This is a genomic window from Streptomyces sp. NPDC004111 (assembly GCF_042874215.1).
Lineage (GTDB): Bacteria > Actinomycetota > Actinomycetes > Streptomycetales > Streptomycetaceae > Streptomyces.
Genome location: NZ_JBIAMU010000017.1, coordinates 231,905 through 245,420 on the forward strand (window position 1 = coordinate 231,905; position 13,516 = coordinate 245,420).

General features: G+C 72.3%; 16 protein-coding genes. 6 read left to right on the forward strand and 10 right to left on the reverse strand.

Translation table 11 applies throughout. The annotated features are described in order from the left end of the window. Positions 1-43 precede the first annotated feature (43 nt). On the forward strand, positions 44-1,009 hold the full coding sequence (locus ACFYVL_RS30790; RefSeq protein WP_389250603.1) for a cytochrome c oxidase assembly protein: 966 nt from the start codon (positions 44-46) through the stop codon (positions 1,007-1,009). 29 nt (positions 1,010-1,038) lie between these two features. On the opposite strand, the gene ACFYVL_RS30795 is transcribed toward ACFYVL_RS30790, so the two are convergent. Then, positions 1,039-1,200: a hypothetical protein gene (locus ACFYVL_RS30795; protein WP_389250605.1), complete on the reverse strand. Its 162-nt coding sequence runs from the start codon at positions 1,198-1,200 to the stop codon at positions 1,039-1,041. A 182-nt stretch (positions 1,201-1,382) separates the two neighbouring features. Next, positions 1,383-1,775: a subtilase-type protease inhibitor gene (locus tag ACFYVL_RS30800; protein ID WP_389250607.1), complete on the reverse strand. Its 393-nt coding sequence runs from the start codon at positions 1,773-1,775 to the stop codon at positions 1,383-1,385. A gap of 211 nt (positions 1,776-1,986) precedes the next feature. Between ACFYVL_RS30800 and ACFYVL_RS30805 the strand changes: the two genes are divergently transcribed. The 4 genes from ACFYVL_RS30805 to ACFYVL_RS30820 all read left to right on the forward strand — a co-directional run bounded on the left by ACFYVL_RS30805 (position 1,987) and on the right by ACFYVL_RS30820 (position 5,848). After that, positions 1,987-2,985, forward strand: coding sequence for a YdcF family protein (locus tag ACFYVL_RS30805; protein WP_389250609.1), 999 nt, complete (start codon positions 1,987-1,989; stop codon positions 2,983-2,985). 55 nt (positions 2,986-3,040) lie between these two features. Further along, entirely contained in the window at positions 3,041-3,862 is an 822-nt protein-coding gene (locus ACFYVL_RS30810; RefSeq protein ID WP_389250611.1) for a maleylpyruvate isomerase family mycothiol-dependent enzyme, read from the forward strand. Positions 3,863-4,016: 154 nt separating this feature from the next. Beyond that, positions 4,017-4,727: a lysophospholipid acyltransferase family protein gene (locus ACFYVL_RS30815; RefSeq protein WP_389250613.1), complete on the forward strand. Its 711-nt coding sequence runs from the start codon at positions 4,017-4,019 to the stop codon at positions 4,725-4,727. Positions 4,728-4,792: 65 nt separating this feature from the next. Then, entirely contained in the window at positions 4,793-5,848 is a 1,056-nt protein-coding gene (locus ACFYVL_RS30820) for an NAD-dependent epimerase/dehydratase family protein (RefSeq protein ID WP_389250616.1), read from the forward strand. Between the two features lie 78 nt (positions 5,849-5,926). Here ACFYVL_RS30820 and ACFYVL_RS30825 read toward each other — a convergent pair whose 3' ends face one another. Beyond that, complete coding sequence (locus ACFYVL_RS30825; protein ID WP_389250618.1) at positions 5,927-7,591, reverse strand: alpha/beta hydrolase; 1,665 nt, start codon at positions 7,589-7,591, stop codon at positions 5,927-5,929. 170 nt (positions 7,592-7,761) lie between these two features. Here ACFYVL_RS30825 and ACFYVL_RS30830 point away from each other — a divergent pair, with 170 nt between their 5' ends. Beyond that, the gene (locus ACFYVL_RS30830; RefSeq protein ID WP_389250620.1) at positions 7,762-7,920 is read left to right on the forward strand and encodes a hypothetical protein; all 159 of its coding nucleotides are present in this window, start codon (positions 7,762-7,764) and stop codon (positions 7,918-7,920) included. A 59-nt stretch (positions 7,921-7,979) separates the two neighbouring features. On the opposite strand, the gene ACFYVL_RS30835 is transcribed toward ACFYVL_RS30830, so the two are convergent. The 7 genes from ACFYVL_RS30835 to ACFYVL_RS30865 form a co-directional block, all read right to left on the reverse strand. After that, positions 7,980-8,750, reverse strand: a complete 771-nt coding sequence (locus ACFYVL_RS30835; protein ID WP_389250622.1) for an urease accessory protein UreD — start codon at positions 8,748-8,750, stop codon at positions 7,980-7,982. After that, the gene (ureG, locus tag ACFYVL_RS30840; protein WP_389250624.1) at positions 8,747-9,439 is read right to left on the reverse strand and encodes an urease accessory protein UreG; all 693 of its coding nucleotides are present in this window, start codon (positions 9,437-9,439) and stop codon (positions 8,747-8,749) included. Before ureG ends, ACFYVL_RS30835 begins: the two co-directional genes overlap by 4 nt. 236 nt (positions 9,440-9,675) lie before the next feature. Next, on the reverse strand, positions 9,676-10,440 hold the full coding sequence (locus tag ACFYVL_RS30845) for an urease accessory protein UreF (RefSeq protein WP_389250626.1): 765 nt from the start codon (positions 10,438-10,440) through the stop codon (positions 9,676-9,678). An 11-nt stretch (positions 10,441-10,451) separates the two neighbouring features. After that, complete coding sequence (locus ACFYVL_RS30850) at positions 10,452-12,218, reverse strand: urease subunit alpha (RefSeq protein ID WP_389250628.1); 1,767 nt, start codon at positions 12,216-12,218, stop codon at positions 10,452-10,454. Beyond that, positions 12,211-12,522 carry an urease subunit beta gene (locus ACFYVL_RS30855; protein WP_389250699.1) on the reverse strand — a complete coding sequence of 104 codons (312 nt, stop codon included), beginning with the start codon at positions 12,520-12,522 and terminating at the stop codon, positions 12,211-12,213. The genes ACFYVL_RS30850 and ACFYVL_RS30855 overlap by 8 nt, the downstream gene beginning before the upstream one ends. 92 nt (positions 12,523-12,614) lie before the next feature. Then, positions 12,615-12,917, reverse strand: coding sequence for an urease subunit gamma (locus ACFYVL_RS30860; protein WP_389250630.1), 303 nt, complete (start codon positions 12,915-12,917; stop codon positions 12,615-12,617). A 256-nt stretch (positions 12,918-13,173) separates the two neighbouring features. After that, a complete protein-coding gene (locus ACFYVL_RS30865) occupies positions 13,174-13,458 on the reverse strand; it encodes a type II toxin-antitoxin system Phd/YefM family antitoxin (RefSeq protein ID WP_389250632.1) in 285 nt (94 codons plus the stop codon). Positions 13,459-13,516 lie beyond the last annotated feature (58 nt).

Sequence of the window (13,516 nt, forward strand, 5' to 3'; positions counted from 1 at the left end):
TCTACTCTGGACCGGACAACCGGCACGAATCAGGAGTCAGCGGATGGATCACAGCGGGCACGGCATGAACATGGACCTGCCGCCGTTCACGCTGGGAAGGGGGCTTGAGCTCTCCCCCGACCCCTTCTTCCTGATCGGGTGCCTGGCCGCGCTCGCCCTGTACGGGTGGGGCGTGGTGCGGCTGCACCGGCGCGGTGACGGCTGGCCGGTGGGCCGGACGGTCTTCTTCGTCGTCGGTGTGCTGACCGTGCTCCTGGTGATGTGCACCAAGCTCAACGACTACGGCATGGTCATGTTCAGCGTGCACATGGTGCAGCACATGGTCGTCAGCATGCTCTCGCCGATCCTGCTGCTGCTGGGCGCGCCGATCACGCTGGCGCTGCGCGCGCTGCCGGTGTCGGGGCGCGGCGCCAAGGGCCGCAAGGGGCCCCGCGAGCTGCTGCTCGCGCTGCTGCACAGCCGGTACATGAAGGTGATCACCCATCCGGCGTTCACCATTCCGCTGTTCATCGCGAGCCTGTACGGGTTCTACTTCACGCCGCTGTTCGACATGCTCATGGGCAACTCGGTCGGGCACGTCGTGATGATGGTGCACTTCCTCGCCGTCGGCCTGGTCTTCTTCTGGCCGATCATGGGCGTCGACCCGGGGCCGCACCGCCCCGGTTACGTGATGCGGATGCTGGAGCTGTTCGCCGGGATGCCGTTCCACGCGTTCTTCGGCATCGCGCTGATGATGGCGACGCAGCCGATGGTGGAGGCGTACAAGAACCCGCCCGCCTCGCTGGGCATCGACGCGCTCACCGACCAGAACGCGGCGGGCGGCATCGCCTGGGCCTTCAGCGAGATCCCCTCGGTGCTGGTGCTGATCGCGCTGATCTTCCAGTGGTACCGCTCCGAGCAGCGGGTGGCACGGCGCACCGACCGGGCCGCGGACCGGGACGGCGACAAGGAGCTGGAGGAGTACAACGCGTACCTGGCGTCGCTCCAGGCCCGCGGCGGCCAGTCCTAGGCCGGTACCGGGCCCGTGCTGGCCCCGTACTAGCGCCCGCGGGTCGTCGCCGCCGCTCCCACCGTCGCCAGCAGCAGCACGACCCAGCCGAACCACAGCCATCCGTTGCTGCCCATCGCCGCCGTGTACGCCGTGACGACGACCAGGGTCCCGACGGTCAGCACCCCCATCGACTTGGATGAACCGGGCATACGCGCCACCTCCTTCGAGTGGAGGACATAGTCGCCCGGCACGGCCTTCCCCCGCTACGGCCGTGCGGCCCGGAATTCACCGCACCGCCACGGCACACGGCCCGCCGGGACCGCCCGACGGGCGGGACCGTGCCGGGCGGCCGGTCCCGCGACCTCGACGTCACAGAACGCTCCCCGGCCGCTCAGAAGCGGAAGACCGGGCCCGTGGCCGCGTCGAGCATGCAGGCGTTGCCGAAGGACTTCTTCCAGTGCACCGGCTGTCCGCGCCAGGTGCCGTCCGCAGTGGCGGTCACCGGGTCGTACTCCTTGGTGCACAGGTGCGGGTCGCCGGGCAGGGCGTCAAAATTGCCGCGCGCCCAGGTCAGGTCGGCGCAGGCGGCCGTCGCCTCGGGGTGACCGCCGCCCACCGGGGGCGAGCAGACCAGGCCGACGCCCCTGATCCAGGTGCCCTCCGCGCCGGAGACGGTGAGCAGCAGGCCCTTCTCCGGGGCGGGGTGGCCGGAGGCGACCGCCGTGGCGGCGGGGGCGAGCGCGAGCAGGGCGGTGACCAGGACGGCGGCGGAACGGATGCGCACGGGACCTCCGGGGACGGAAGCGGACGGGAGGAGGCCAGCGCACCCGCCCGGCCGGGGCCCGGCAACGGGCCACGCCGTCCGCGCCCGGCGGCTCCCCCGTCCGTGGCCGCGGATTCCGCCGGTTGGCCCGCCCGCCCGTGACCCCGGGTCGCGCCGGCCAGACCGTCCGGAACGGGCTCTGGGGCACCGCGGGGTGCCGTAGGTTACCCGCATGATCGTATTTGTACCGGCCGGGGTCTTCCTCCTGGCTCTCGTCGTCAGCATGCTGCGCGACCGCAGGCGGCTGCGCAACGGCGTCTACTTGGTCTTCACCCTCTTCTTCGCGCTGCTCGGGGTGATGCTGAAGGCGGGTCTGGCGCATCCCCTGCTGGCCGGTGCCATCGCCGCCGTCCTTTTCCTGCTGGCCGTCCTGTCCGCGTTCACCCTCGCGGTCTTCCTCGTCAGGAACGGTCTGACGATGGTCCGCAAGGAGGGGCGCAGCCCGGCGAACCTGCTGTCCCTGCTGGCCGGTCTGGGCATCTTCGGGCTCGCGGCCATGCTCCTGACGACCGTCTCGACCGGCTGGCGGGCGCTGGGCACGGTGACCGTGGTGACGACCCTGATCGTCGGCTACGTCTCCTTCCTGTTCACCTGCTTCCTGCTGTACGCGCTGGTTTACGGCTGGCTGAGGCCGCGCGGGCGCGTCGACTTCGTGGTGGTGCTGGGCTCGGGCCTGATCCGCAACAAGGTGCCGCCGCTGCTGGCGAGCAGGCTCGACAAGGGCCGTGCGGTGTACGAGGCCCAGGTAGCGGCGGGCGGTTCGCCGATGCTGGTCACCTCCGGCGGGCAGGGTCCGGACGAGGACCGTCCGGAGGGGCAGGCCATGGCCGAGTACCTGATCGAGGCGGGGGTGCCGGCGGACCGGATCCTGGCGGAGACGCAGTCGCGGACCACCGAGGAGAACCTGACGTTCAGCGGCGCCCTGATGCGTGAGCACGACCCGGGCTACCGCTGCGTGGTGGTCACCAACAACTACCACGCGTTCCGGGCCGCCCTGCTGGCCCGCAAGACCCGGCTCAACGGGCAGGTCGTCGGCTCCCCCACGGCCCGCTACTTCTGGCCGAGCGCGATCATCCGGGAGTTCGCCGCGATCTTCATGGAGCACAAGGTCATCAACTTCTCCATGTGTGCCTTCCTGGCGTTCATGGGGGTGCTCGCGGGCCTCGCCTGACCCCGTCGCGCGGGTCCGGCCGCCCGGCGCCGCGGGCTCATCTACCGTGGCCCGTATGACGACTTCATCCGCTCCCGTCGCCCCCGTGGACCACACCGCCGCACTCGTCGCCCAGAGCGCGCTGCTGGCCGCCGCGCTCGACGGCGGCGACCTCGCGGCGCCGGTGGCCGGCTGCCCCGGCTGGGACGTCGGCCGGCTGGTGCGCCACGTCGGCGGCGCGCACCGCTGGACCGAGGAGATCGTGCGGACCCGGGCCACCGGGCCGGTCCCGGAGGACATCAACGACCCGGACGCCTACGCCGCGGTGCCGGACGCCGCGCTGGCGGGCTGGTTCACCGAGGGGGCCGGGGCCCTCGCGGCGGCGCTGCGCGACGCCGGCCCCGACGCCCCCTTGTGGACGGTGGCGCCGGGCGGCACGGCCCGGTTCTGGGCGCGCAGGATGACGTACGAGACGGCCGTCCACCGCTACGACGTGGCGACGGCCCTCGGCGTGCCGTACGAGCTGGACGCGGCGGTCGCCCGCAGCGGGCTGGACGAGTGGACGGAGTTCAGCGTCCTGCCGCAGGTCTTCGAGTCGCCGCGGGCGCTGGCGGACCTGCTGCGGCCGGGCCGGACGCTGTGGCTGCGCACCACCGCCGACAGCGGCGCCGGGGAGGGCGCCGGATGGGTCCTGGACCTCGGCGGCCGGGAGCCGGTCCGGCGGCCCGCGGCGCCCGGGGAGCGGGCCACCGTCACGGTGACCGGCACCCCGGCGGATCTGCTGCTGCTGATGTACGGACGGCTGACGCCCGGGTCCGCGGGCATCGAGGTCACCGGCGACGTCGCGGCCTTCAACTCCTGGCTGTACGAGGTGAGTTCGTGGCTGCGCATCGAGTAGCCGCCCCTGGCGGTGGCGGCCGGGGCACGGCCGCCGGGGGTGGTTACAGCGGTTGTCCCCGGCACTTACACTGAGCGCCCTCGTCCAGCGTGACCAGCGGAAACACACGCACGGGGCGGTCCGCCGCAGTGTCCGCCACAGTAGGGAGCAGCGAGTGTTCTATTACGTGCTCAAGTATGTCGTTCTCGGACCGTTGTTGAGACTTCTGTTCCGCCCTCGGATCGAGGGGCTTTCGAACGTGCCCGAGGAGGGGGCGGCGATCGTCGCGGGCAACCATCTGTCCTTCTCGGACCACTTCCTGATGCCCGCCGTGCTGAAGCGGCGGATCACCTTCCTCGCCAAGGCGGAGTACTTCACGGGCCCCGGCGTGAAGGGGCGGCTGACGGCGGCCTTCTTCCGCAGCGCCGGGCAGATCCCGGTGGACCGCTCCGGCAAGGAGGCAGGCAAGGCGGCGGTCCGGGAGGGGCTCGGGGTGCTGGCCAAGGACGAGCTGCTGGGGATCTACCCGGAGGGCACCCGCTCGCACGACGGGCGGCTGTACAAGGGCAAGGTCGGGGTAGCGGTGATGGCGATCACCGCGGGCGTCCCGGTGGTGCCGTGCGCGATGGTGGGCACGTTCGAGATCCAGCCGCCGGGGCGGAAGATCCCGAAGATCAAGCGGGTGACCATCCGGTTCGGCGAGCCGCTGGACTTCTCCCGGTACGCCGGGATGGAGCACGAGAAGGCCGCGCTCAGGGCCGTCACCGACGAGATCATGTACGCGATCCTCGGGCTGTCCGGCCAGGAGTACGTCGACCGGTACGCGGCCGAGGTGAAGGCCGAGCAGGCCGCACAGGCGAAGAAGTTCCCCAGGCTGCGACGCTGAGCGCGAAATCGCTCTCGGTGAAAGGGCCTTGGGCGCGGTGATCGTCCGGCCGTAGCGTGCCGGGCATGACACGGACAAGCGAAAGCGGAACGTCCAGAGGCAGCGCGCTCGTCATCGGCGCGACGGGACAGATCGGCCGGGCGGCGGTCCGCGCGCTGGCCGACGACGGGTGGGAGGTCCGGGCGGTTTCGCGCGGCGGCGGGCGGGACGAGAGCTGGCCGGCGAGTGTCCATGTGGTTCGGATGGACCGGGAGGACGACGCCTCGCTCGCGGCGGCGGTCGGCGACGGCGTGGACGTGGTCGTGGACATGGTGGCCTTCACCGCGGCGCACGCCCGGCAGCTGACGGCGCTGAGCGGGCGGATCGGGTCGGCCGTGGTGATCTCCAGCCTGATGGTGTACGCCGACGGCCAGGGGCGCGACTTCGACACCCAGGAACTCCCCGACGGCTTTCCGCGCCTGCCCGTACCGGTGCGGGAGACGCAGCCGACGGTCGCCGCGGGCGACACGACGTACAGCACGCGCAAGGTGGCGATCGAGCAGGAGCTGCTGGCCGCACCGGACCTGCCGACGACACTGCTGCGCGCGGGAGCCGTGCACGGACCGTACAGCCCGGGGCCGCGCGAGATCTACTTCGTGAAGCGGGTGCTGGACGGGCGGCCGGTGCGCGTCCTCGCGCACGGCGGCGCAAGCCTCTTCCATCCGGTGCACGTCGGCAATCTGGCCGAACTGATCCGGCTGGCGGCGGCGAAGCCGGGCAACCGGGTGCTCAACGGGGGCGACCCCGTGGCGCCGACGGTCGCGGAGATCGGCGCGGCGGTCGACCGGGTGATGGGCGTCAGCAGCGAACTGGTCACCCTGGACGGGGCGCCGGTGGCGGGCGGCGTCGGCGAGACGCCCTGGAGCGCCACCCACCCCGTGGTGCTCGACATGGGCGCGGCGGAGCGGGAGCTGGGGTACCGGGCGGTGACCGGGTACGAGGAGTCGCTGCCGGCGACGGTGGAGTGGCTGGTGGCGCAGTTGAAGGAGCGCGGCTGGGAGGAGGCGTTCCCGAAGCTGGCGGCGCGCGGGAACATCTTCGACTACGCGGCGGAGGACGCCTGGCTGGCGTCGCGCGGATAGCCGCGCACAGCCGCAGGACAGCGGGAAGGGGCGGCCGGTGGGAGAGCACCGGCCGCCCCTTCGTTCACTTGGCCGGAGTTACTCCGGCTTCGGGGTGGCGTGCGGAGCACACGTCACGTCGCGGCTGTCCAGCTTGCCGCTCACCAGGTAGCCCTGGACCCGGCTGTCGAGGCACGGGTTGCCCAGGTTGGTGATGCCGTGCGACCCGGCGTCGCGCTCGGTGATCATGCGCGAGCCCTTGAGCCGCTTGTGCAGCTCCACCGCGCCCGCGTACGGCGTGGCGGCGTCCCGGGTGGACTGGACGATCAGGACCGGCGGCAGTCCCTTGCCGGTCCGCACCTCGGTGGCGTGCTGCTGCTTGACGCCCCAGGTGGCGCAGGGCAGGTTCATCCAGGCGTTGGACCAGGTCAGGAAGGGGTACTTCTCGTGCAGCCGGGTGTTGTCCCGGTTCCACTTGTTCCAGCTGGTCGGCCACTTGGCGTCCGCGCACTCGACCGCCGTGTAGACGGCGTTGCCGTTCTCGCTGGCGGCGTTGCCCGCGGTGTCCTTCATGTCGGGGCCGGCGGCCTCGACGAGAGCGGCGGTGTCACCGGCGAGGTACTTGCTCCAGACCGAGGCGACGGGCGCCCAGCTGGAGTCGTAGTACGGGGCGCTCTGGAAGAAGACGATCAGCTCGGCCGGTCCGACGACGCCGCCGACCGGGCTCTTCTTGGCCGAGGCGCGCAGCTTCTCCCACTGCTTCTGGACCTTCTCGACGGTGTTGCCGATGTGGTAGGTCGCGTCGTTCGCGGCGACCCACTTCATCCAGTCCTTCCAGCGGCCCTCGAAGGCGATGTCCTGGTCGAGGTTGACCTCGTACCAGATCTTCTTCGTGGACGGGTTGACCACGCTGTCGAGGACCATGCGGCGCACGTGCGTCGGGAAGAGCGTGCTGTAGACGGCGCCCAGGTAGGTGCCGTACGAGACGCCCACGTAGTTGAGCTTGCGGTCGCCGAGCGCGGCCCTGATGACGTCCAGGTCGCGCGCGGTGTTGGGAGTCGTCATGTGCGGCAGCATCCAGCCGCTGCGCTCCTTGCAGCCCGCCGCGTACTCGGCGGCCAGCTTGCGCTGTGCGTTCTTGTCGGCCTCGCTGTCGGGCACCGGGTCGAGCTTCGGCGCCTTGACGAACTCCTGCGGGTCGACGCAGGAGATCGGCGTGGACTTGCCGACTCCGCGCGGGTCGAAGCCGACCAGGTCGTACGCCTTGGCGGCGCCTGCCCAGATCGGGTTCTTGGTGACCACCCGGCGCGGGAACTTCAGGCCGGAGCCACCGGGCCCGCCCGGGTTGTAGACCAGCGAGCCCTGCCGGTCCTGCTTGGACCCGGTGTTGCCGATCCGGTCGACGGCGAGGCTGATCTGCTTCCCGTACGGCTTGCTGTAGTCCAGCGGTACGGAGACGTAGCCGCACTGGATGGGCTTCTCCAGCCCCCATGCGGTGGGGCAGTCCTTCCAGGCGATGCCCGTGCGGGCGGCCCGCTCGGCGGCGACCTTCACGCCGTACGCCTCGGAACTGCCGCTCTGCGGACGGCTGCTGGTGCTCTGCCGTCCCTGGGTGTCGTCCGCCGTCGCGGCGGGCGCGGCCATGGCTCCCGCTATGAGCGTGCCCGCGAGCAGGGTGCCGGCCGAACCGAGCACTGCGGTGCGTCGCAAGTGGTACCTCCCCCTGTGAGTTGACCCGGGCCCTTTGTGGGCGTCCGGCGGCATCCTTCCGCCAGGTGGGCCACCGGGAACAGACCGTACTGGTGTTTCTTTGCCGAACCAATAACCGGTGCGGTGTGCCCGTTCAGCGGTACGCCATTCGGCGGAGCCGCACGGGTCCGGCCTCACGGGATATCCGGAGAACTCCAACACGCCTACACAGCAAGGGAGTTCTCATGACCGGCATGAGCACGGGCACGTCCCGCGGGCGCAGCACCTCGGGCACGAACGGCCTGGCGGTCGCGGGTTTCGCCTGCGGAATCGTCGGACTGTTCGGCCTCCTGATCGCGTTCGTCGCGTCCTCGGGCGGCTTCAACTGGTACGTGGGCGGCTGACGCGGGACCCGGCGGCCGGCAGCGCCCGGACGGGGGCGCGGCCGGGCCGACGGTGGCTGTCAGGCGGCCGGGGCCGTCTCCCGGGACCGGGCCTCGGCCAGTGCCGCGTCCAGTACCGCGCGCAGTTGCCTGGCGTCCGGGGCGACCGCGGTGATCAGGTAGCCGGGGCCGACCAGGGGAGTCAGGACCGCCGTTTCGCCGAGGAGGCGGGGCGGCGGCGGGGTGTCCGCCGTCCGGGCGTCCACCACGAGGAGCTGGCCGACCGCGCGGTGGCCGCCGAGGACCGCACCACTGTCCCAGCCGCCGGGCGCGCCGGGGCCGTACGCCAGTTCCTGGTCGAACAGCAGGCGTCCGCCGCGGCGGACGGTGAGGCGGGTGGCGAGGGTGCCGGTGGGCTCGCCGTGCCGGCCGAGCACCTGCTCCTCGCGGAGCACCAGGCGGGCGGTGGGGGCGAGGTCGACCCGGGTCCGCATCCGCAGGTCGCTGCCCCGGCAGGAGATGAGCTGCTCCGGCAGCCAGTGCAGTTCGGCGTCCTGACCGACCGTCAGCCGCACGTCGTACGAGGCGGGTTCGGCGAGCCGGCCGGGCAGGGCGACGGTGGCCGCCGCGGCGTCCACGGTCAGCCGGGCCCCGTCCCGTACCTCCGCCTCGATCGCCAGCCGGTCCCCGCCGAGCGGCGCGCTCATCGCGCCGACGACGGTGACCCTGCTGGCGTCCGGCCCGCCGGTCACCGCACGGGTGCGGCGCAGGGCCAGCGGGCCGTCGCTCTCCAGGAGCGGCAGCCGGCCGCCCGGGGCGGCGACGATCCGGGCGGTGGCGCGCAGACTCACGCCGGGACGCCGGGGGCGGTCCAGGCGGCCAGCTGGGCGCGCACCCAGTCCGCGATCGGCTTGACGCCCTCCCCCGAGGTCAGCGAGGTGAAGGCGACGGGGAGCCCGCCGCGCTGCTGGGCGGCGTCGCGGGCCATCCGCTCCAGGTCGGAGCCGACGTACGGCGCGAGGTCCGTCTTGTTGATCACCAGCAGGTCGGCGGTGGTGACGCCGGGGCCGCCCTTGCGCGGGATGTCGTCGCCGCCCGCCACGTCGATGACGAAGATCTGAGCGTCGACGAGTCCCCGGGAGAAGGTCGCGGTGAGGTTGTCGCCGCCGGACTCCACCAGGATCAGGTCGAGCGGGCCGACCGCGTCCTCCAGGTCCTCCACCGCTTCGAGGTTCGCCGAGATGTCGTCGCGGATGGCGGTGTGCGGGCAGGCTCCGGTCTCGACGGCCTGGATGCGCTCGGGCGGCAGCACCGCGTTGCGCAGCAGGAACTCGGCGTCCTCGCGGGTGTAGATGTCGTTGGTGACGACGGCCAGCGAGAGGGTGTCGCGCAGGGTGCGGCACAGTGCGGCGACGGTGGCGGTCTTGCCGGAGCCGACCGGTCCGCCGAGTCCGATGCGCAGTGCCCGCCGGGTGCCGTCGGGGCGGTGGGCGTCGGCGCTGACGGCGGAGGCGGCGGAGTGGTCGTGGTCAAGGTGCATGGTGCGGCTCCTCGGTTCGTAGGCGGACGGAGCGGACGCCGTGCGGCGCCCGTGGTCCGGGTGGGTGGTCCGGGCCGGCGCCGGGTGGGCGCCGGGGTGGTGGGGCGGCCCGCGGGCAGGTGCTGCGGCCCGCGGGTCGGGTGGTCGTGGTGCGGCCCGCGCGTCCGGTGGGACGCGGGGCGGCGGGGCCGCCGCTGGTGCGGCCCCGCAGGGGTCGGGGTGGCGGGTGGGCGGTGCTACGAGGCGAACAGGCGCACCGGCCAGGCCGCGTGCGCCTCGGCCGTGATGTCGAGCAACGGCGCGGACGCCGCGGGCAGTTCGTCGACGTCGCCCCGCCGGGCCGCCTCCGCCGCCCGCCGGGCCACCTCGTCCAGTTCGGGCGCGAGCCGCGCCAGGACGCCCGTGGCCTGGAACGGGTCCAGGCTCAGCAGCCGTACGACCGCGGTCGCCGCGCCGCTGACGCTCTCGTACGCGGCACAGTGCGCGGCGTCCTGTGGCCCGAGTCCCGCCGAGCGCGCGGCGAGGCCGAGCACGACGGGCTGGTGCGCGCCGCGCGGCCGGGCCGCGGCGAGCGCGGCCAGTTCGGCCGACGGCCAGGTGGCGCGGGCGGCCCGCATCATCTGCCGGCCCAGTTTGCGGGCGGTGGCCCGCAGCGCCGGTGACGGGGTGCGGGCGTCGGCCGCCTCGTCCAGGTCCAGCGGGTCCAGACCGTGGGCCGCCGCGGCGGCGAGCGCGGCGGCGGTGAGCCCCGCGGTGTGCAGCCGTCCCCGGCAGAACTCGGCGAGGTCCCGGTGGTCCCGGATCCGTCCGGCCCGGACGGCCGCCTCGGCCCCGCCGGAGTGCGCGTGGCCCCCGGCGGGGAACCGCCCGTCGGCCAGCACCAGCAGCGCGGCCCGCGAACCGCCGCCGGGGCGGTCCGGGGCAACGGGTCCGGATGCGGGCACGACCCCGGCGCCGGTCGCGGTCGCGGGCCGGTCCGCCGTGTCGTCAAGCAGGTCCATGGCGTCCTCGCTCAGAAGAGGAAGTAGCGCTGGGCCATGGGCAGTTCCGCCGCCGGTGCCGGTTCGACGGGATCGCCGTCGATGGTGACCGTGAAGGTGTCGGCGTCGACCTCGACCCGCGGCATCGCGTCGTTCTCCCGCATGTCCGCCTTGGTCACGCCCCGGGTGCTGGTGATCGGCACGAAGCGCTTGCCGAGACCGAGGCGTCCGGCGATGTCGTCCTCCACGGCCGCCTGGGAGACGAAGTTGAAGGAGTTCGCGGCCGGGGCACGGCCGATCGCGCCGAACATCGGGCGGGGCAGGATCGGCTGCGGCGTGGGGATCGACCCGTTGGCATCGCCCATCTGCGCGTACGCGATCTGTCCCCCCTTGATGACCAGGGCGGGCTTGACCCCGAAGAAGGCCGGGTCCCACAGGACGAGGTCGGCCAGCTTCCCCTGCTCGACGGAGCCGATCTCCCGGTCGAGGCCCTGGGCGACGGCCGGGTTGATGGTGTACTTGGCGACGTACCGCCTGGCCCGGTGGTTGTCCGCGCGGCCGTCGCCGGGCAGCGCGCCGCGCCGCTTCTTCATCACGTGGGCGGTCTGCCAGGTCCGCAGGATCACTTCGCCGATCCGGCCCATGGCCTGCGAGTCCGAGGACAGGATGGAGATCGCGCCGAGGTCGTGCAGGATGTCCTCGGCCGCGATGGTGGTCGGCCGGATGCGGGATTCCGCGAAGGCCAGGTCCTCGGGCACCGCCGGGTTGAGGTGGTGGCAGACCATCAGCATGTCGAGGTGCTCGTCGATGGTGTTGACGGTGTGCGGCCGGGTCGGGTTGGTCGAGCTGGGCAGCACGTGGGGCTCGGAGACGACCGTGATCATGTCCGGTGCGTGTCCGCCGCCCGCGCCTTCGACGTGGTAAGCGTGGATGGTGCGGCCCGCGATGGCGGCCAGGGTGTCGTCGACGAACCCGGCCTCGTTCAGCGTGTCGGTGTGGATGGCGAGTTGGGCACCGGACTCCTCGCAGACCCGCAGACAGGCGTCGATGACGGCGGGCGTGGCTCCCCAGTCCTCGTGGATCTTGAAGCCGAGCACGCCGGCCCGCAGCTGGTCGTGCATGGACCGGTGGGACATGGTGCTGCCCCTGCCGAGCAGCCCGATGTTCATCGGGTGCTGGTCCAGCGCCTCGAACATCCGGGCCAGGTGCCAGGCCCCGGGGGTGACCGTGGTCGCCTTGGAGCCCTCGGCCGGTCCGGTGCCGCCGCCGACGAGGGTGGTGATGCCGGAGGACAGCGCCTGGTCGAGGACGGTCGGCGAGATGAAGTGGACGTGGGTGTCGACGGCCCCGGCGGTGATGATCTTTCCGTTGCCGGCGATGATCTCGGTCTCGGGACCGATGACCAGTTCCGGGTGGACGCCGTCCATGGTGTCCGGGTTGCCGGCCTTGCCGATGCCGGTGATCCGGCCGTCCCGGATACCGATGTCGGCCTTGACGATGCCCCAGTGGTCGAGGATGACGACACCGGTGACAACGGTGTCGGGTGCGCCTTCGGCGCGGGTCGTACGGGCCTGCCCCATGGACTCCCGGATGACCTTGCCGCCGCCGAACACGGCCTCGTCGCCCGCCAGTCCGGGACCGCCGCCGAGGTCCTGCTCGATCTCGATGAGCAGGTCGGTGTCGGCGAGCCGGATGCGGTCGCCGGTGGTGGGACCGAACAGGTCTGCGTAGACGCCCCGGGACAGCCCGGGGTGCGCGGATCCGCCCGGGGCCGGGACGCCTGCTGCGGACTCAGGCATCGAGGGCACCTCCGGTCTGTCCGCGCAGGCCGGAGATCACGCGCCGTCCCGTCACGGGTACGAGTTCCACGTCCACCGGAATGCCCGGCTCGAAGCGCACGGCCGTCCCGGCGGCGATGTTCAGCCGCAGGCCGTGGGCGGCCGTGCGGTCGAAGTCGAGGCCGGGGTTGACCTCGGCGAAGTGGTAGTGGGAGCCGACCTGGACGGGCCGGTCGGCCACGTTGAGGACGGTCATACGGGTCACGGGACGGCCCTCGTTGATCAGTACCGGCTCGTCGGCGAACAGGATCTCGCCCGGAATCACGGACGGGGCGAGCGGTGCGGCCGCGGGCCCGGCGGAGCGCAGCGGCTCGGACGCCCCGGGCGCCGGGCTCGGCACAGGTATGGGCATGGCCGTCACTGGATCGGCTCGTGCACGGTGACGAGCTTGGTGCCGTCCGGGAAGGTCGCCTCGACCTGGACGTCGTGGATCATCTCCGGGATGCCGTCCATGACTTCGTCGCGGTGCAGCACCTTGCGGCCGGAGGACATCAGCTCGGTGACGCTGTGGCCGTCGCGGGCACCTTCGAGGATGTGCGAGGTGATCAGGGCGACCGCCTCGGGGTGATTGAGCCTCACCCCGCGCGTTCGGCGCTTCTCGGCCACGTCGGCGGCAACATGGATGAGCAGTCTTTCCTGCTCGTGCGGGGTTAGTTTCACAGATCCACACCTCACAGTCCTCGTGCCGGACCGCCCGGTCCGGCTGCCGTGGATACCACGACGGACCTAGATGTATCACTCATCTAGCAAAGAGGACGCAAAGTCCTCGCCTGAGGCATTCCGTCAGGCATCAACGCATGAAGGCTAGTTGTGCGGTGTTTCCCCGGCGTTAACTCGACGCGCGCAATGCTCCGGCAGCACCCCGGCGCGCGCACCCGCCCGCCGCCCGGACCTCAGGACCGGACGGCGCCCCGGCTCAGCCCTCGGCGTGGTCGCCGCCCCGGTACTCGGCCGCGATCCCGAAGCGCCCGCGTTCACCCGCAGCGGAAGCGGCGGCGCCGAACGACGACACGGAACTGATGACCTGCTCCTCGACGACCTCCGGCTCGCTCTCCAGTCGCTCCAGGTCAGCGGCCGACACCAGGGCGACGAGGGGCTTCCCGTGACGCGTCACGACCACCCGCTCCCCGCCGTACACGACGCGGTTGATCAGGTCGGCGAGCTCTGCGCGGGCTTGCGTCACCGGAATCTCGTAGGTCATGCTCCCCATCGTACTGAACGTACGTCCTGTACATTTTTTACAGAGGCGGCAGCGTCAC